Source organism: Variovorax paradoxus, from assembly GCF_030815855.1.
In the GTDB taxonomy this organism is placed as follows: Bacteria; Pseudomonadota; Gammaproteobacteria; order Burkholderiales; family Burkholderiaceae_C; genus Variovorax; species Variovorax paradoxus_M.
The window spans coordinates 2,650,570-2,668,055 of sequence record NZ_JAUSXG010000001.1; the positions used below are offsets into that span (position 1 = coordinate 2,650,570).

17 protein-coding genes are annotated in these 17,486 nt (G+C 66.6%); 13 read left to right on the forward strand and 4 right to left on the reverse strand.

Going from position 1 to position 17,486, the window contains the following annotated elements; translation table 11 throughout:
* Window positions 1-22: 22 nt before the first annotated feature.
* The 8 genes from QFZ42_RS12415 (at window position 23) to QFZ42_RS12450 (ending at window position 8,857) form a co-directional block, all read left to right on the forward strand.
* Complete coding sequence (locus QFZ42_RS12415) at window positions 23-670, forward strand: LysE family translocator (RefSeq protein WP_307701240.1); 648 nt, start codon at window positions 23-25, stop codon at window positions 668-670.
* Between the two features lie 34 nt (window positions 671-704).
* Window positions 705-1,925: a succinyldiaminopimelate transaminase gene (gene dapC / locus QFZ42_RS12420; RefSeq protein ID WP_307701241.1), complete on the forward strand. Its 1,221-nt coding sequence runs from the start codon at window positions 705-707 to the stop codon at window positions 1,923-1,925.
* A 44-nt stretch (window positions 1,926-1,969) separates the two neighbouring features.
* Window positions 1,970-2,803 (forward strand): 2,3,4,5-tetrahydropyridine-2,6-dicarboxylate N-succinyltransferase, encoded by an 834-nt coding sequence (gene dapD / locus QFZ42_RS12425; protein ID WP_307701242.1) that lies wholly within the window; start codon window positions 1,970-1,972, stop codon window positions 2,801-2,803.
* A 58-nt stretch (window positions 2,804-2,861) separates the two neighbouring features.
* Window positions 2,862-4,010 (forward strand): PilT/PilU family type 4a pilus ATPase, encoded by a 1,149-nt coding sequence (locus QFZ42_RS12430; RefSeq protein ID WP_307701243.1) that lies wholly within the window; start codon window positions 2,862-2,864, stop codon window positions 4,008-4,010.
* Between the two features lie 28 nt (window positions 4,011-4,038).
* Window positions 4,039-5,214: a succinyl-diaminopimelate desuccinylase gene (gene dapE, locus QFZ42_RS12435; protein ID WP_307701244.1), complete on the forward strand. Its 1,176-nt coding sequence runs from the start codon at window positions 4,039-4,041 to the stop codon at window positions 5,212-5,214.
* A gap of 61 nt (window positions 5,215-5,275) precedes the next feature.
* Window positions 5,276-6,157 carry a 50S ribosomal protein L3 N(5)-glutamine methyltransferase gene (gene prmB, locus QFZ42_RS12440; protein WP_307701245.1) on the forward strand — a complete coding sequence of 294 codons (882 nt, stop codon included), beginning with the start codon at window positions 5,276-5,278 and terminating at the stop codon, window positions 6,155-6,157.
* 149 nt (window positions 6,158-6,306) lie between these two features.
* Window positions 6,307-8,331, forward strand: coding sequence for an ABC-F family ATP-binding cassette domain-containing protein (locus QFZ42_RS12445; RefSeq protein ID WP_307701246.1), 2,025 nt, complete (start codon window positions 6,307-6,309; stop codon window positions 8,329-8,331).
* A gap of 22 nt (window positions 8,332-8,353) precedes the next feature.
* A complete protein-coding gene (locus tag QFZ42_RS12450) occupies window positions 8,354-8,857 on the forward strand; it encodes a hypothetical protein (protein WP_307701247.1) in 504 nt (167 codons plus the stop codon).
* Here QFZ42_RS12450 and QFZ42_RS12455 read toward each other — a convergent pair.
* Window positions 8,808-9,083 carry a hypothetical protein gene (locus tag QFZ42_RS12455; protein WP_307701248.1) on the reverse strand — a complete coding sequence of 92 codons (276 nt, stop codon included), beginning with the start codon at window positions 9,081-9,083 and terminating at the stop codon, window positions 8,808-8,810. The two genes, QFZ42_RS12450 and QFZ42_RS12455, sit on opposite strands and share 50 nt — an antisense overlap.
* 68 nt (window positions 9,084-9,151) lie before the next feature.
* Here QFZ42_RS12455 and QFZ42_RS12460 point away from each other — a divergent pair, with 68 nt between their 5' ends.
* The 3 genes from QFZ42_RS12460 to QFZ42_RS12470 all read left to right on the forward strand — a co-directional run bounded on the left by QFZ42_RS12460 (window position 9,152) and on the right by QFZ42_RS12470 (window position 11,986).
* Window positions 9,152-9,868: a helix-turn-helix domain-containing protein gene (locus tag QFZ42_RS12460; RefSeq protein ID WP_307701249.1), complete on the forward strand. Its 717-nt coding sequence runs from the start codon at window positions 9,152-9,154 to the stop codon at window positions 9,866-9,868.
* Window positions 9,869-10,139: 271 nt separating this feature from the next.
* Window positions 10,140-11,012, forward strand: coding sequence for an amidohydrolase family protein (locus QFZ42_RS12465; RefSeq protein WP_373423388.1), 873 nt, complete (start codon window positions 10,140-10,142; stop codon window positions 11,010-11,012).
* A gap of 44 nt (window positions 11,013-11,056) precedes the next feature.
* Window positions 11,057-11,986 (forward strand): LysR substrate-binding domain-containing protein, encoded by a 930-nt coding sequence (locus QFZ42_RS12470; protein ID WP_307701251.1) that lies wholly within the window; start codon window positions 11,057-11,059, stop codon window positions 11,984-11,986.
* 15 nt (window positions 11,987-12,001) lie between these two features.
* Here the strand turns inward: QFZ42_RS12470 and QFZ42_RS12475 are convergent, their stop codons facing one another.
* The 3 genes from QFZ42_RS12475 to QFZ42_RS12485 all read right to left on the reverse strand — a co-directional run bounded on the left by QFZ42_RS12475 (window position 12,002) and on the right by QFZ42_RS12485 (window position 15,334).
* Window positions 12,002-12,979: a tripartite tricarboxylate transporter substrate binding protein gene (locus QFZ42_RS12475; RefSeq protein WP_307701252.1), complete on the reverse strand. Its 978-nt coding sequence runs from the start codon at window positions 12,977-12,979 to the stop codon at window positions 12,002-12,004.
* 38 nt (window positions 12,980-13,017) lie between these two features.
* On the reverse strand, window positions 13,018-14,052 hold the full coding sequence (locus tag QFZ42_RS12480; protein WP_307701253.1) for a porin: 1,035 nt from the start codon (window positions 14,050-14,052) through the stop codon (window positions 13,018-13,020).
* A gap of 145 nt (window positions 14,053-14,197) precedes the next feature.
* Window positions 14,198-15,334: a substrate-binding domain-containing protein gene (locus tag QFZ42_RS12485; protein ID WP_307701254.1), complete on the reverse strand. Its 1,137-nt coding sequence runs from the start codon at window positions 15,332-15,334 to the stop codon at window positions 14,198-14,200.
* Between the two features lie 123 nt (window positions 15,335-15,457).
* Here QFZ42_RS12485 and QFZ42_RS12490 point away from each other — a divergent pair, with 123 nt between their 5' ends.
* Window positions 15,458-15,922: a formate dehydrogenase subunit gamma gene (locus tag QFZ42_RS12490; protein ID WP_307701255.1), complete on the forward strand. Its 465-nt coding sequence runs from the start codon at window positions 15,458-15,460 to the stop codon at window positions 15,920-15,922.
* Window positions 15,919-17,475 (forward strand): formate dehydrogenase beta subunit, encoded by a 1,557-nt coding sequence (locus tag QFZ42_RS12495; RefSeq protein WP_307701256.1) that lies wholly within the window; start codon window positions 15,919-15,921, stop codon window positions 17,473-17,475. The genes QFZ42_RS12490 and QFZ42_RS12495 overlap by 4 nt, the downstream gene beginning before the upstream one ends.
* Window positions 17,476-17,486: the final 11 nt, after the last annotated feature.

The following is a 17,486-nucleotide window of genomic DNA, read 5'->3' on the forward strand; positions in this document are numbered from 1 at the left end:
CCCTATAAGGAAGCCCGCCGCCATGACGCTCGCCACCGCCCTGCTGTTCTCCATCGTGGCGCTGGCCGCCATCGCCACGCCCGGGCCAACCGTGCTGCTGGCACTGAGCAACGGCTCGCGACGCGGCGTGCGCGGTGCGCTGCCGGGCATCCTGGGGGCCGTGCTGTCCGACTTCGTGCTGGTCGGCGCGGTGGCGCTGGGCCTGGGCGCGCTGCTGGCCGCCTCGGAGTTCTGGTTCTCCATGCTCAAGTGGGTGGGCGCCGTGTACCTCGCCTGGCTGGGCATTCGCATGCTGCGCTCCAAGGGCGGCAGCTTCGACGCGCCGCGCGCCGATGCTGGCGAGCCCGTTGCGGGCATGCCCAAGGAAGGCCGCAAGGTTTTTCTCAAGTCGTTCCTGGTCGCGGTGACCAACCCCAAGGGCTACCTGTTCTGCTCGGCGCTGATGCCGCAGTTCATCGACCCGGCGGCCGCCCAAGGCATGCAGTACGCCATCATCTCCGTGCTGTTCGCGTCGCTCGATGCAGCCGTCATGCTGGTCTATGCCTTCGTCGGCGCGCGGGCAATGCGACTGCTGACAGCCGCCGCCGCCCGCTGGATCGACCGCACCTGCGGCGCGATGCTGCTGGCGCTGGCCGGCTCGCTGGCGTTCTACCGGCGCAGCGGGACCTGAGCGGCCGGCGACCTGTCGCCGATAATCGCTCTCCATGAATCCCCTGCTTTCCAAGCTTCAGCCCTACCCCTTCGAGCGGCTGCGGCTCTTGTTCGAGGGCGTCACGCCCAACCCCGATTTCGCGCCCGTCAGCCTGGGCATCGGCGAGCCCAAGCACGCCACGCCCGAGTTCATCAAGGAGGCGCTGGCGGCCAGCATGGCCACGCTGGCGGCCTACCCCGCCACGGCCGGCAACCTGAAGCTGCGCACCGCTTTTACCGATTGGCTGCAGCGCCGCTACGCACTGCGACTGGATCCGGCCACGCAGGTGCTGCCGGTCAACGGCTCGCGCGAGGCGCTGTTCTCATTGGCGCAAACGGTGGTCGACGCCAGCAAATCCCCCGCGCCGATCGTGGTTTCGCCCAATCCGTTCTATCAAATCTACGAAGGCGCGGCCCTGCTCTCGGGCGCCGAGCCGTACTACGTGCCGAGCGTGCCGTCGCGCAATTTCGCGGTCGACTGGGACAGCGTGCCAAAGGCCGTCTGGGAACGCACGCAACTGGTGTTCGTCTGCTCGCCCGGCAACCCGACCGGCGCCGTGATGGCGCAGGACGAATGGAAGAAACTCTTTGCGTTGTCCGATCGCTTCGGTTTCGTGATTGCGGCCGACGAGTGCTACAGCGAGATCTACTTCCGCGAGGAGCCTCCGCTCAGCGGGCTGGAAGCCGCCGCCAAGCTGGGCCGAAGCGACTTCAGGAACCTGATTGCGCTCACCTCGCTGTCCAAGCGCAGCAATGTGCCGGGCCTGCGCAGCGGTTTCGTGGCGGGCGACGCCGCCATCATCAAGAGCTTTCTGCTCTACCGCACCTACCACGGCAGCGCCATGAGCGGCACCGTGGCCGCCGCCAGCATCGCGGCCTGGGGCGATGAAACCCACGTGATCGAGAACCGCGCCAAGTACCGCGCCAAGTTCGCCGCCGTGACGCCCCTGCTCGAACCGGTGCTCGACGTGCGCCTGCCCGATGCCAGCTTCTACCTCTGGGCGGGGGTGCCCGAAGTGTGGGCTGGCGACGACGAATCCTTCGCCCGCGCGCTCTACGCTCAATACAATGTTACGGTTTTGCCGGGGAGCTATCTGGCGCGCGACACGGCGCACAGCCCCAACCCCGGCCGCGGACGGATTCGCATGGCGCTGGTGGCCGAAACGGCCGAATGCGTGGAAGCCGCCGAACGCATCGTCCGCTTCGTCCGATCCGGCGCAAAAGGCCAGCGCTGAACCGCTGCTTTTCCGGCCCCTATTTTTTACCCGAGACTCTCTCCATGACCCAGCAACTGCAACAGATCATCGACGCCGCGTGGGAAGACCGCGCCAATGTCTCGCCCACCGCCGCCTCGGCCGAAGTGCGCGACGCCGTCGAGCATGTGATTTCCGAACTCAACAACGGCAAGCTGCGCGTTGCCACGCGCGAAAGCGTCGGCAAGTGGACGGTGCACCAGTGGATCAAGAAGGCCGTGCTGCTGTCGTTCCGCCTGAAGGACAACGAGCAGATCCAGGCCGGCTCGCTGGGCTTCTATGACAAGGTGCCGACCAAGTTCTCGCACCTGTCGGCCGGCGAGCTGAAGGAATCGGGCGTTCGCATCGTGCCCCCGGCCGTCGCACGCCGCGGCAGCTACATCGCCAAGGGCGCGATCCTCATGCCCTCCTACGTGAACATCGGCGCCTATGTGGGCGAAGGCACCATGGTCGACACCTGGGCCACCGTGGGTTCGTGCGCGCAGATCGGCGCCAACGTGCACCTCTCGGGCGGCGTCGGCATCGGCGGCGTGCTCGAGCCGCTGCAGGCCGGCCCGACCATCATCGAAGACAACTGCTTCATCGGCGCCCGCTCGGAAGTGGTCGAAGGCGTGGTGATCGAGGAAAACTCCGTGCTCGGCATGGGCGTGTACATCGGCCAGAGCACCCCGATCTTCAACCGCGACACCGGAGAGACCTTGTTCGGCCGCGTGCCGTCCGGCAGTGTCGTCATCAGCGGCAACCTGCCCAAGAAGACCAAGTCGGGCCAGGACTACAGCACCTACGCGGCGATCATCGTCAAGACGGTCGATGCGCAAACGCGCTCCAAGACCAGCCTGAACGACCTGCTGCGCGACTGATCGACAGGCCCCTGCCTTTGTCCCGTTAGAAAACAACAGCACCCGAGGAGAGAGACCGATGAACATGATGGAGCGAATTCTTCGTTTGATGGCCGAGCGCAAGGCCTCCGACATCTACCTCTCGGCCCACTCCCCGGTGCTGATCCGCATGAACGGCACCTGCGTGCCGATCAACGCGCAGGTGCTTCCCGCCACCGCGCCGCTCGCGCTGCTGGCCGAAGTGGTGCCCGAAGCCCGCATCCAGGAACTGGAAAGAACGGGCGAACTCAACATGGCCGTGATGCTCGAGGGCGCCGGCAACTACCGCATCAGCGCCATGCGCCAGCGCGGCAGCTATGCGGTGGTGGTGCGGCACATCGCCTCGACCATTCCGAGCTTTGCCGACCTGAACCTGCCCGACATTCTCAAGACGCTGATCATGGAGAAGCGCGGCCTGATCCTGATGGTCGGCGCCACCGGCGCGGGCAAGACCACCACGCTGGCTTCGATGCTCGACTACCGCAACGAGCACGCCACGGGCCACATCCTCACGGTGGAAGAACCCATCGAGTTCACCTACACCAACAAGAAGTCGCTGGTGAACCAGCGCGACGTGGGCAGCGACACCGAGTCGCTGCAGGTTGCGCTCAAGAACGCGCTGCGCCAGGCGCCCGACGTGATCCAGATCGGCGAAATCCGCGACCGCGAAACCATGACCGCGGCCATTGCCTATGCGCAATCGGGCCACCTGTGCGTCGCCACGCTGCATGCCAACAACAGCTACCGCGCGCTCAACCGCATCCTGAGCTTCTTCCCGGTCGAGGTGCGCCCCACGCTGCTGGGCGACCTGGGCTCGGCCCTGCGCGCCGTCGTGTCGCAGCGGCTGCTGCGCACGCCCACCGGCGGCCGCGTGCCGGCGCTCGAGGTCATGCTCAACACGGCCCTGGTGGCCGAGCTGATCGAAAAAGGCGATTTCTCCGCGGTCAAGGAAGCCATGGAGCAGTCGATGGCCGAAGGCTCGCAGACCTTCGAGGAAGACATTGCCCGGCTCATCACCGAAGAGCGCGTGACGCGCGAAGAAGGCTTGGCCCAGTCCGACTCGCCGACCAACCTGATGTGGCGGCTGCAAAACCGCGCCGCGCCCAAGCCGAAGGTGGACGACCGCCACCTGACGGACCAGGTCGACGAGCCCACCTTCACCGACATCACGCTCGACGTGAAGTTCTGACCGACCCAGCCCCCTGGCTTTTTATCTGATGTCCCGTACGCTCCAGCTCGCCGAACAACTCATCTCGCGCCCCTCCGTCACTCCCGAGGACGCGGGTTGCCAGCAGATCATCGGCGAACGGCTGGCGCCACTGGGCTTCACGCTCGAAACCATCGAGAGCGGTCCGGACGACTTTCGTGTGACCAACCTGTGGGCGGTGCGCCGCCCCGCAGGCGCCGCGGCAACCAAGACGCTGGTGTTTGCAGGCCACACCGACGTGGTGCCCACCGGCCCGATCGAGCAATGGACCAGCCATCCGTTCACGCCCACGCACCGGGGCGGCAAGCTCTACGGCCGCGGCGCGTGCGACATGAAGGCCTCGGTTGCCGCCTTCGTGGTGTCGATCGAAGAGTTCCTCAAGGCCACGCCCGACCCGAAGCTCACGCTCGCGCTGCTGCTCACCAGCGATGAAGAAGGCCCGGGTGTCGACGGCACCGTCATCGTCTGCAACGCACTGGCCGCGCGCGGCGAAGTCATCGACTATTGCATCGTCGGCGAGCCCACCGCCGTCCAGCGCTGCGGCGACATGATCAAGAACGGCCGCCGCGGCACCATGAGCGGCAAGCTCACGGTCAACGGCGTGCAAGGGCACATCGCCTATCCGCACCTCGCCAACAACCCCGTGCACTCGGTGGCGCCTGCGCTGGCCGAACTCGTGACCATCAACGCGGCCGGCGGCTGGGACGCGGGCAGTGCCTGGTTCCAGCCGACCAGCTGGCAGATCAGCAATTTTCACTCGGGCACCGGCGCGAGCAACGTGATTCCGGGTAGCGCGGTCATCGATTTCAACTTCCGCTTCTCAACCGAATCGACGCCCGAGTCATTGCAAAAGCGCGTGCATGCGGTGCTCGATGCACACGGCGTCGACTACTCGCTGGCCTGGACCATCGGCGGCCTGCCCTTTCTCACGACACCGGGCGAACTGGTGGCGTCGGTGCAGGCGGCCATTGCCGATGAAACCGGCATCGCCACCGAGCTCTCGACCAGCGGCGGCACCAGCGACGCGCGCTTCATCGCCAAGATCTGCAAGCAGGTGGTCGAGCTCGGCCCGGTCAACGCCAGCATCCACAAGATCGACGAACACATCGACGTGGCCGAGATCGAGACGCTGAAGAACATCTACAAGCGCACGCTGGAGCGGCTCGAAGCGTCGCTGGCCCGATGAGCGCCGCGCCGGGCCGCCCCAAGCAAGCTCGCACCGCAGCGCGAAGCGCGGAGGTTATTCAATGAGCACGGTCATCGAACTGATCGAAGCCGGCGCCAAGCGGCTGGAAGAAGCCGGCGTCGCGTTCGGCCACGGCACCGCCAACGCGTTCGACGAAGCGGCATGGCTCGTGCTGTGGCGCCTGAAGCTGCCGCTCGACGACATCGATGCGGCGGCCGATACACCCGTTTCGCCGGCCGACGCCGACAAGGTCGCAGCACTGCTGGACGAGCGCATCGCCACCCGCAAGCCTGCGGCGTATCTCACCAAGGAAGCCTGGCTGCAGGGCGTGCCGTTCTACGTGGACGAGCGCGCCATCGTGCCGCGCAGTTTCATCGCCGAGCTGATTGCCGACGGCAGCATCGACTACTGGCTCGGCGAGCACACGCAGCGCGTGCTCGACCTGTGCACCGGCAATGGCAGCCTCGCCGTGCTCGCGGCCATGACCTATCCGGACATCACGGTGGATGCCGCCGATCTGTCGACCCCGGCGCTCGAGGTGGCCGCGATCAACGTCACCCGGCACCAGCTGGACGCCCGCGTCAGGCTCATCGAATCCGACGGCCTGGCCAACCTGCCCGGCCCCTACGACCTGGTGCTGTGCAACCCGCCCTACGTGAACAGCGCGAGCATGGCCGCGCTGCCCGCCGAATACCTCGCCGAGCCCGAACTGGCGCTGGCCGGCGGCGCCGACGGCATGGACTTCGTCCGCCGGTTATTCGCCGATGCGCCTTCCCGCATGAGCGAGCAGGCGGTGCTGGTGCTTGAAATCGGCAATGAGCGCGACCACTTCGAGGCCGCCTTCCCGCAGCTCGAAGTCGTGTGGCTGGAAACCTCCGCAGGCGAAGACCAGGTCTTGCTCGTGACCCGAACCGCACTGCTCGCGGGCGCCGGCGCGCGTTAGCTGCGACCGCCCAGTCCTTTCTCCCCTTCCGCCGCTTTCTCGCAGCCAAGGCTGCGGCGCTCCTTTTATCGGGGCGGCGTCCCCATTTGCCCCTTCGCGCCAAGCCGCCACGGGCCGGGCGGGATAATCGCCCCTACGGTTCCTATTTCATGATTACTCTCAAAAACGTCATTCTTCGCCGCAGCGCCAAGGTTCTGCTCGACGGCGCCACCGTCACCATCAACCCCGGGGAAAAGGTCGGCCTCGTGGGCCGCAACGGCGCCGGCAAGTCGACCCTGTTCGCGCTCTTCAACGGCTCGCTGCACGAAGACGGCGGCGACTTCTACGTGCCCAAGCAATGGCGCATGGCGCAGGTGGCGCAGGACATGCCAGAAACCGAGGAATCGGCCACCGACTTCGTGGTCGGCGGCGACACCCGACTCGCCGAACTGCGCGCCACGCTCGCGGCCATCGAGGCTGCCTATGCCGAGAACCCCGATGACCCGGACATTGGCATGGAACTGGCCCACGCCTACACCGACCTGGCCGATGCCGGCGAGCACGACGCCGTGCCGCGAGCACAGGCGCTGGTCCTCGGCCTCGGCTTCAAGTCGCACGAGCTCGACGAGCCGGTCAACAGCTTCTCGGGCGGCTGGCGCATGCGCCTGCAGCTGGCCCGCGCGCTGATGTGCCCGAGCGACCTGCTGCTGCTCGACGAACCCACCAACCACCTGGACCTGGACGCGCTCGTCTGGCTCGAAGCCTGGCTGCAGAAGTACGCCGGCACCATGATCGTCATCAGCCACGACCGCGAGTTTCTCGACGCCGTGACCGACGTGACGCTGCACATCGCCAACGCCCAGCTCACGCGCTACGGCGGCAACTACAGCAAGTTCGAAGACATGCGCGCCCTGCAGATGGAGCAGCAGCAGGTCGCGTTCTCCAAGCAGCAGGACAAGATCGCCCACCTGCAGAAGTTCATCGACCGCTTCAAGGCCAAGGCCAGCAAGGCCAAGCAGGCGCAAAGCCGGGTCAAGGCGCTGGAGCGCATGGAACGGGTCGCGCCGCTGCTGGCCGAGGCCGACTTCACCTTCGAGTTCAAGGAGCCGGGCAACATCCCGAACCCGATGCTCTCGATCGGCAACGCGAGCTTCGGCTACGAGATCGAGAACGAAGAACCCAAGACCATCCTGCGCGGCGTGAGCCGCTCGGTGCTGGCGGGCCAACGCATCGGCATCCTGGGCGCCAACGGCCAGGGCAAGTCGACGCTGGTGAAGACCATCGCGCGCGAAATGGGCGCGCTGGCCGGCGAAGTCACGGAGGGCAAGGGCCTCAACATCGGCTACTTCGCGCAGCAGGAACTCGACGTTCTGCGACCGCAGGACAACCCGCTCGAACACATGGTGCGCATGGCGCGCGAGCTGGGCAGCAACGTCAAGGAAGCGACCGGCGAGCAGGCGCTGCGCGGCTTCCTCGGCAGCTTCAACTTCAGCGGCGACATGGTGAAGCAGCCCGTGGGCACCATGAGCGGCGGCGAAAAAGCCCGCCTCGTGCTCGCGATGATGGTCTGGCAGCGGCCCAACCTGCTGCTGCTCGACGAGCCCACCAACCACCTGGACCTTGCCACGCGCGAGGCCCTGGCCGTGGCGCTCAATGAATTCGAAGGCACGCTGATGCTCGTGAGCCACGACCGTGCGCTGCTGCGCTCGGTGTGCGACGAGTTCTGGCTCGTCGGCCGCGGCGTGGTCGCCGACTTCGACGGCGACCTCGACGACTACCAGCGCTACCTGCTCGACGAAGCCAAGCGGCTGCGCGAAGAAGCCAAGATCGCCGTGCGCGAGGCGGCCAACGCAGCCGCGCCTGTTGCAGTTGCAGCCGTGCCTGCGCCCGCCCCTGCGTCCAGCGAACCCGCGACCGCGAACAAGAACCCGCAGCAGCGCAAGCAGGATGCCCAGGGCCGCCAGCAACGCAGCGACCAGGCCAAGCCGATCAAGCGCGAGATCGCGCAAATCGACGAACGCCTGGCCGCGGCCGGCACCGAACGCACCGCGCTCGAGGCACGCCTGGCCCAGCCCCTTCCGCCCGCCGAGATTGCCGATGCGGGCAAGCGGCTGAAAGCCCTCAACGATGAAATCGGCCGCCTCGAAGAGCGCTGGCTGGCCCTGTCGGACCAGCTCGAGGCCTTGGCGGCCTGAACCCGCAAAGGAGACATGCCGCATGCCGTCCGCCATCGAACTGGCCCGGGGTGACGAAAAGCTGATTGCGGCGGTCCACCGCAGCCGCCGGCTGATCGGACGCAAGGCGCTGATGGCCGCGGCCGCCAGTGCCATTCCGCTTCCCGGCATCGACTGGGCGGCCGATGCGGCCCTGCTCTCGCGGCTGGTGCCGCAGATCAGCGCCGAGTTCGGCCTTTCGGTCACGCAGGTGGAAAAGCTCGCGCCGCACCAGCGCGAGCGCATCCAGAAGGCAGCCACCACGGTCGGCGCGTTGCTGGTCGGCCGGCTCGTGACGCGCGATTTGCTGATCAGGCTCGCCCGGCACGCCGGCGTGAAGCTCACGGCCAAGCAGGCGGCCAAGTACGTGCCGATTGCCGGGCAGATCGTTTCCGCCGCGCTCGGCTATGCAGCCTTGCGCGCCTTGGGCGAACAGCACATCAAGGACTGCGTGCGCGTCAGCGCGACCCTCGCCTTATTGCCTCCCGAACCGCCCGCGCCCGCCTGAACGCGCAGTCGTCGAACAGCGCAATGCTCACGCAGGCGGCGGTCACCAGGCCGGAAATCGCCAAGCCGCCCAGGCCATAGTCGCGCAGGCGAAATCCGTAGAACAGCGCAGCGGCCGACAGCAGCGCCAAGAGCGCGCAGAGCGCGCGGTCGACCCACAGGCCTCCAATCGGCTTTTGCGTCGGCGTTGCGGCCTTCGGCGCCAGCACCAGCTTGCGTGGTTTCATGGCAAATACTCCCTTTCAACTATTCTAAAGTCCAAGTTGAATATTCGCCTGCGCTTAAATCTGCGCCCATGGAGACTATTGCAGCGCGTGCACTGGCAGCACGCAAATACGCCAAGATGACCCAGAAGCAGGCGGAAGCCGCTTCGGGCGTCAAGCAGTCGAACATTTCCAAGATTGAACGCGGCGACACCGGCCGATCGATGGGCCTGCTCGCCCTGGCACGCGCTTATCGCGTCGACCCCAACTGGCTCGACACCGGCGACGGCCCGGCTCCGTGGGACAAGGTGCAGGTACGCCCGGCGCGCGACAACGCCAACGAACCTCCTGGCCCCTACCGGGTCACGCGCACGCCGCCGTCGAGCCCTTCGTTCAGCCCGGGCACGCCCGGCACGGTACCGCTCATTGCCTGGACGCAGGCTGCATCCTGGAACAGCGCCGCGCGGGAAGCGATTCAGGCCGAGCGGTGGATTCCGTGCGTGGCGCATCACAGCGCCGGCAACACCTACGCGCTGCGCGTGCGCGGCGACAGCATGACCGCGCCGAGCGGGCACATGAAGAGCTATCCCGCGGAATCGATCATCTTCGTCGACACGCTGCAAACAACGCCCGCCGATGGCGAACGCGTCATCGCCAGGCTCGAGGCGAGCAACGAGGTCACGTTCAAGGTCTTCAAGGAAGAAGACGGCCGCCGCTGGCTGCTGCCGTTGAACCCCAAGCACGAGCCCATCCGCATGGCATTCACCGTGCTTGGCACCGTCGTCGGCAAGTGGGAAGACGAGGATTGAGGGATCCAGTTTCAAGTCAGGTTGCATGCAGGTTCACAAGACATAGTCAAGGCTCTTTCTCCCTGTGGCCTGCACCCTCTCTGATCCTCCCTCCTCCAGCAGGTCACTTTCCAGCCCGCCCTAGCGCGGGCTGTTTTTTTGCTCCGATGCACCCGTCTCGCGCCATGCCGAAACACGCTAGCTGCTAGCGCGTTTTTGCACTCGCCGCGTGCTCGAATTTTGCGCAAGATACGGCGCTATGCAAACAGGACGCACCGCGATCGCCAGCACCATGGACAAGGACTGGCTTTGTTTTCACCCCGCGCCATCGAAGCCGCGCTTCACTCCGCCGCCGGGTGCGGTGGACGCGCACTGCCACGTCTTCGGTCCCGCTGCCGCGTTCCCTTATGCGCCGGAACGCAAATACACGCCGTGCGACGCGTCGAAGGAACAGCTGTTCGCGCTGCGCGATCTGCTGGGCTTCGAGCGCAACGTGATCGTGCAGGCGACCTGCCACGGCAACGACAACCGCGCCCTGCTCGACGCCATTGCGCATGCCGACGGGCGCGCGCGCGGCGTGGCCTCGGTCGCGCCGGGCGTGAGCGACGCCGAACTTCGCCTCTTGCACGAAGCCGGCGTGCGCGGCGTGCGCTTCAACTTTCTCAAGCGGCTGGCCGACTTCACGCCGCGCGAGGTGCTGATGAACATCGCCGAGCGCATTGCGCCGCTGGGCTGGCACGTGGTCGTGTATTTCGAAGCGCAGGACCTGCCCGAACTGTGGGACTTCTTCACCCGCTTGCCGACCACCGTGGTGGTCGACCACATGGGCCGGCCCGACGTGCGCCAGCCGGTCGACGGACCGCAGTTCGAGCGCTTCGTGCGGCTGTTGCGCGAGCATTCGAATGTCTGGTCGAAGGTGAGCTGCCCCGAGCGCCTGTCGCTCTCCGGTCCGCCCGCTTACGACGACGTCGTTCCTTTCGCGCGCCGCCTGGTCGAGGAGTTTCCGGACCGCGTGCTGTGGGGCAGCGACTGGCCGCATCCCAACCTCAAGACGCACATGCCCGACGACGGCACGCTGGTCGACATGATTCCCCGCATCGCGCCGACGGAAGAACTTCAGCGCAAGTTGCTGGTGGACAACCCGATGCGGCTGTACTGGGCATAGCGTCCGAGGTGCCTAAGGCGCGGGCAGCCCCTAGACTCCGCTCCATGGATCTCAAGCAGCTGGAGTACTTCGTTCACGTCGCCGAGCTGGGGAGCTTCACCCGGGCTTCGATCGTGATCGACGTCGCACAGCCCGCGCTCAGCCGGCAGGTGCGCCAGCTCGAAGTGGAGCTGAGACAAAACCTTCTGACACGCAACGGCCGCGGCGTGACTCTCACCGACGCAGGCAAGCTGCTGCTGGACCACGCCAGGGGCATCCTGCATCAGATCGAACGCGCCAAGGAAGACCTCGGCCTGTTGCGCGGTGCGCTGGCCGGCCGCGTTGCGGTCGGGTTGCCGCCCAGCATCGCGAAGCGCATCGCCGTGCCTTTGACCCGCGCCTTCCGCCAGCAGCTTCCCGATGCCAGCCTGTCGATCACCGAAGCGCTTTCAAGCGCTCTGCAGGAATCGGTGACCGCCGGCCGCATCGACCTGGCGCTGCTCTACAACCCGGCACCTTCCGCGGACATCGACAGCGTCGTCATCCTGGAAGAAGACCTGTACCTGGTCGGGCCGGCGCAGCCCGGCGGCAAGACCGGCGAAGCGGTTTCGTTGCGCGACGTGGCTTCGGCGCCGCTCGTGATCCCGACAAAGCCCAATTCGATTCGCATGCTGGTCGAAGCGGAGATGGCGAACATCGGATGCCGGCCCTCCATCTCGATGGAGATCGACGGGGTTGCAGCCATCCTCGACCTGGTGATCGAAGGCATGGGACTGGCTGTGCTGTCTTCGAACGCCATTCTTACCGCGCCCCGTCCGGAGGCTTTTGCCATCCGCCGGATCGAGAGCCCGCCGCTGCGCAGCCGGCTCGCCCTTGCGCTGAGCTCTCAACGGCCGACCACCCTCACCCAGCAAGCCGTGCTCACGCTGATCCGCGAGGTGGTGACCCAGACGATGAGCAACCCACCGTCGCCCGCCAGGCCCGGCACCACCTGACGGCCGGCCGGACGCTCACTGCTTCGGAATGCCGGCCAGGCGAATCACCTCGGACCAGCGCTGGATCTCGTCCCGCAGAAGGTCCGCCTGCTGCTGCGCGGTGCTCCCCTGCGCCTCGACGCCGAGCTGGCGCAGCCGCTCCTTGACCTCCGGCGCGGCGAGTGCTGCGTTGGCCTCCTTGTTGAGCCGGGCAATGACAGCGGGCGGCGTCTTCGCCGGCACCGCAAGCGCATTCCAGGACGCCACCCTGAAGTTGGGCGTGCCGCTTTCCGCGACGGTCGGCGTGTCGGGCAGCGCGAACGACCGCTTCGCGCCCATGACCGCGAGCGGCCGCACCGACTTTCCGCTGATCTGGCCGAGGATGGGCGCGAGGATTTCCACGCCGGCATCGATCTGCCCACCACGCAGCGCGGTGATCAACGCGGGCGATCCGTTGAAAGGAACCACCTGCGCATCGATGCCGGTGCTGCGCTTGAACAGCTCGGCCGCGAGATGCTGCGTGCTGCCCATGTTGATCGTCCCGATGTTCACCGTGCCGGGGTGCGCCTTCGCATGGGCCAGGAGCTCCTGCAGCGTCTTGAACCTGGAATCTGCGGCGGTCACGACGGCCATGTCGAAATAACCGAGCGTCGAGACCGGCGCGAAGTCCTTGACCGTGTCGAACGGCAGGTGCTTGAACAGCCCCACGCTCACGGCATTGCCGTTGGACATCAGCAGAACGGTCAGCCCGTCAGGCGGCGCCTTGGCCACGGTGTCGGACGCGACCACGCCCCCTGCGCCCGGCTTGTTGTCCACGATGATGCTTTGCCCCATGGACTCCGACATCTTCTGCGCCACGGTCCGCGCCGTGAGATCGGCCACGCCGCCGGGGCCGAAGGGCACCACCAGGCGAATCGGTTTCGTCGACGCCGGCTGTGCGTTGGCGCTGGCGCAGAGGGCGAGCGCAGCCAGGGCAAGCGCGGAGTGCCGGGTCATTTTCAGGAGAGTGTTCATGGGATTCGATTCACTGTAAGACAAGCGTTCAGGAACTCTCAGAAGCGGTGCCGCACGCCGAGCGCCAGGTTTCCTCGCCGGTCGAAGCCCGTGAGCTTGTCCGAGAGGTAGACCGCATAGAGGTCGGTGCGCTTGGAAAGATAGTGGTCATAGCCGAGCGCCGATGTGGTCCGGCGGGAATCCGTGAGCGGCATGTCTCGACGCGTGCTCGCGACAGACGCCATGAGCCGGCCTGCGCCAACGGGCACCGCGAAGCCGAGCTGCGTCGTCCGCGTCTGGGTGCGGATGTCGGGCGTGTCGGTGTGAAAGTATTGGCCGTAGACCTTCACCACATTGAAGTCGTACGAGAGTCCGGCCATCTGGGCTTTCTGGCTCGTGACCGGGGCCGCGAGGCCCGGGCCCACGTCGGCCTCCTGCGCGGAAATCGCCGCAGCGAACGGGCCGTTCGCGTAGTTGAGCGTCAGGTTCAGGTTGTGCCGGCCGGGCCGGTTCGTGACCTCGCCGAAGCCATACGACGCAGAAGCACGAAAGCCCGTCACCTCGGGCGACGTGTACTGAACCGTGTTGTCCCAGACGCTGTCCCCCAGCACCGCGCGGTTGTAGCCCGTGTTCCAGACCTGCAGCATCACCGGGCTCAGATTGGCGGACGCGAGAAACGGATTGAAGTTGCCGGTTGCCGCATAGAGCGCGTTGGTCTGCCGCCCCACGCTCAATTGGCCGAAGGCGCCGCCGAGCCCCACGTAGGAGTTACGCGAGAAGTAAGGGTCGGCGGATGTCCGGCCGAAGGTGCCGGTATCGGCTTGAATGAAGCTTTCCAGCGCGAAGAAGGTCTGCAGCCCGCCTCCCAGGTCTTCGGTGCCCCGAACACCCCAGTAGGAGGTCGTCATGCCGCCGCTGTTCAGCACCTTGGTGCGGCCAGACTGATCGCTTCGGCGCAGCGAACCCACATACTGGTCGAGCACGCCGTAGATGCTCACGCTGTCCGCCGAGGCGCTTTGCGCGAATGCGGGGCAAGAGCCGAGCGAAGCCGTTGCAAGGCCCGCAGCCAGGCAGGCGCGAGTGCGCATATCCATTTTTTGTCTCCAGATCTATTTGTTCGAAGCGCCGGTGCTCGCCGTGGCACCGGTGCTTCGAACTATCTCAACTCGCCTCGCGGCTCGCTATCTGGGCCGGACACTTTTAGATATGTCGCCGCGGCATACCTGAGCGCGCTATGCGCTACCCCTGGGCGGCGCGATCTTGTCGCCGTCGGCTCGCGGCGGCGGCTTTCCTGACAGGTGCCACGCGAAGCGATTCGAACGCCTCCGTCAGCGACAGCACGCGGCCGCAGTTCACCGCCTGGTAGCCCGGCAGCCGGTTCACGGCGTCCTGGTACGCGTCGCTCTGCAGGATGTCCAGCATCCGCTGCACGATGGGCGCGGCCAGCGAGCGCTCGTCGCACAGCAGGAAGTAGCGCTCCACCTGGTTGGAGATGAAGTCCAGCTTGAACTGGCGCGCCGGCGTTTCAACGCCGTAGCCCGCGTCGGCCATGCCGCTGGCCACGAAGGCCGCCACCGCGGCATGCGTGAACTCGCATTGCTCGTAGCCCTTGATCGATTCCGGCGCGATGCCCTGCTCTCGCAATTGAAGATCGAACAGGTAGCGCGTGCCCGAACCCGCCTGCCGGTTGATGAAGCGGACGCCGGGACGCGCCAGGTCGGCCAGCGTGTAGATCTTCTTCGGGTTACCGGGCGCCACCATCAGGCCCTGGTGCCGCGTCGCCATGCCGATGACTTTCTGCGTTTCCGGGGCGAGCCAGGAACCATAGTGGGCGATGGCCTCGGCCTCGAACGCGCCGAGCGGCACGTGGAAGCCCGCGACGTCGCAACTGCCGTGGTGCAGCGAGGCCACCGCTTCTTCGCTGCCGCAATAGCGCAGGTCGCCCGGCACCTGCGCCGCGGCGAGAAAGCCGTGCAGGGCTTCGATGGCGAAGCCGTGGCTGGCGTGGATGCGCAGCAGCGTGGGCGCGGTGGGGATCAGCTTCTCGATTTCCGCGCCCAGTTCGGAGGCCAGCGAATCCAAAAGCGGCGACAGGCGCGCGGTGATGCGGCGGTCGGCCCACACCAGCTTTTCACCCAGCGGCGTAAGGCTGGAGCCCTTGCCGCGCTGCATGGCCACCAGCGGCTGGCCGAACATGGCCTCGCCTTGCCGGATCAGTTCCCACGCGTGGCGGTAGGACACGCCGGAAACGGTGCAGGCGCTGGACAGGCTGCCGTGCTCCAGCACCTGCACCAGCAGTTCGATCACCCGCGGCGCCAGGGCCGCACCGTCGGTCTGGCGGATGGTCCATTGCGGCTTGATGTGCACTTCATGCATGAGTTTCGGCTTTTCAAAGCATATTTAGTGGGCTGAACGCTTCATATTGTGGCACTCGACCCCTCTCCATACACTCGCGAAACCACGAATATTGCGACCGCGCAATTAGGAGATAGAGAGCATATGAATAACCTGGATATCGCGACATCCATCGCCGCCGCGCACACCAACGTGCCCGGCGGGCTGCTTCCTGCGCTGCACGGCATCCAGGACGCGCTGGGACATGTGCCATCCGACGTGGTCCCCGCCGTCGCCGAGCAGTTCAACCTGTCGCGCGCCGAGGTGCATGGCGTGGTCAGCTACTACCACCACTTCCGCTCGACCCCGGCGGGCCGGCTGCTGGTGCAGGTCTGCAGCGCCGAAGCCTGCAAGGCCATGGGCGCGGACGCACTGCTCGAGCATGCAAAAAAGCACCTGGGCTGCGATGTGCACGGCACGTCGGCGGACGGCCAATACTCGCTGGAACCGGTGTTCTGCCTCGGGCTCTGCGCCTCGTCCCCCGCCATTGCGGTGAACGACGAGGTGCATGCGCGCATCACGCCGGCGCTGTTCGACGACATCGTCGAGGAAGCGCGGCAAGCCTCATGACCACCACTGTCTATGTCCCGCGCGACTCCGCGGCGCTGGCTGTCGGCGCCGACCGTGTGGCCCGGCAGATCGAAGCGGAAGCAATTGCACGCAAGGTCGACGTGCGCATCGTGCGCAACGGCTCGCGCGGCCTGTTCTGGCTGGAAACGCTGGTCGAGGTGGCAACGCCGGAAGGCCGCGTGGCCTATGGTCCGGTCACGCGCGCCGATGTCGCAGGCCTGTTCGACGCCAGCTTTCTTTCCGGCGGCGCCCACGCGCTGAACCTCGGCCTGACCGACGAGATCCCGTATCTGAAGAAGCAGGAGCGCCTGACTTTCATGCGCATGGGCATGACCGACCCGGTGTCGGTGGCCGACTACGAGGCGCATGAAGGCTTCGCGGGACTGCGCCGCGCGCTGACGCTGGCCCCCGCGGAGATCGTCCAGCAGGTGCTGGACTCCGGACTGCGCGGCCGCGGCGGCGCCGCATTCCCCGCCGGCATCAAATGGAAGACGGTGCTGGCCGCGCAGGCGCCGCAAAAATACATCGTCTGCAATGCGGACGAAGGCGACTCGGGCACCTTCTCGGACCGCATGACGATGGAAGGCGATCCACTGATGCTGGTGGAAGGCATGGCCATTGCCGGCATTGCGACGGGCGCAACCGAAGGCTACATCTACGTGCGTTCGGAATACCCGCATGCCATCGCCACCCTGAACGAGGCCATCCGCCATGCGGAGCAGGCTGGCTTTCTGGGCGACGACATCCTGGGCTCGGGCCACCGCTTTCGCCTCACCGTGCGCAAGGCGGCCGGCGCCTATGTGTGCGGTGAAGAGACCGCGCTGCTCGAAAGCCTGGAAGGCCGCCGCGGCATCGTGCGCGCCAAGCCGCCGCTGCCGGCGCTGCAGGGGCTGTTCGGCCAGCCGACCGTGATCAACAACGTGATCACGCTGGCGTCGGTGCCCATCATCCTGTCGCGCGGCGCGGACTTCTACAAGAACTACGGCATGGGCCGCTCGCGCGGCACGCTGCCGTTTCAGCTGGCCGGCAACATCAGGCAGGGCGGCCTGGTCGAAAAGGCCTTCGGCCTGACCTTGCGCGAACTGCTCTACGACTTCGGCGGCGGCAGCGCGAGCGGCCGGCCGATCAAGGCGGTGCAGGTGGGCGGCCCGCTGGGCGCCTATGTGCCCGAGGCGCAGTGGGACTTGCCGCTGGACTACGAGGCCTATGCGGCCGTGGGCGCGGTGGTCGGGCACGGCGGCATCGTGGTGCACGACGACACGGCCGACATGTCGCAGCTGGCCCGCTACGCGATGGAGTTCTGCGCGATCGAGTCCTGCGGCAAGTGCACGCCCTGCCGCATCGGCTCCACGCGCGGCGTGGAAGTGATCGACAAGATCACCAGCAACCAGAACCGGCCGCAGCAGGTCATTCTCTTGCGCGACCTGTGCGACACCATGCTGCACGGTTCGCTCTGCGCCATGGGCGGCATGACGCCCTACCCCGTGCTATCGGCCATCAATCACTACCCCGAGGACTTCGGCATCGAAGCCCCCGACCGCTTCGCCGCCTGAGTCGACGCGCA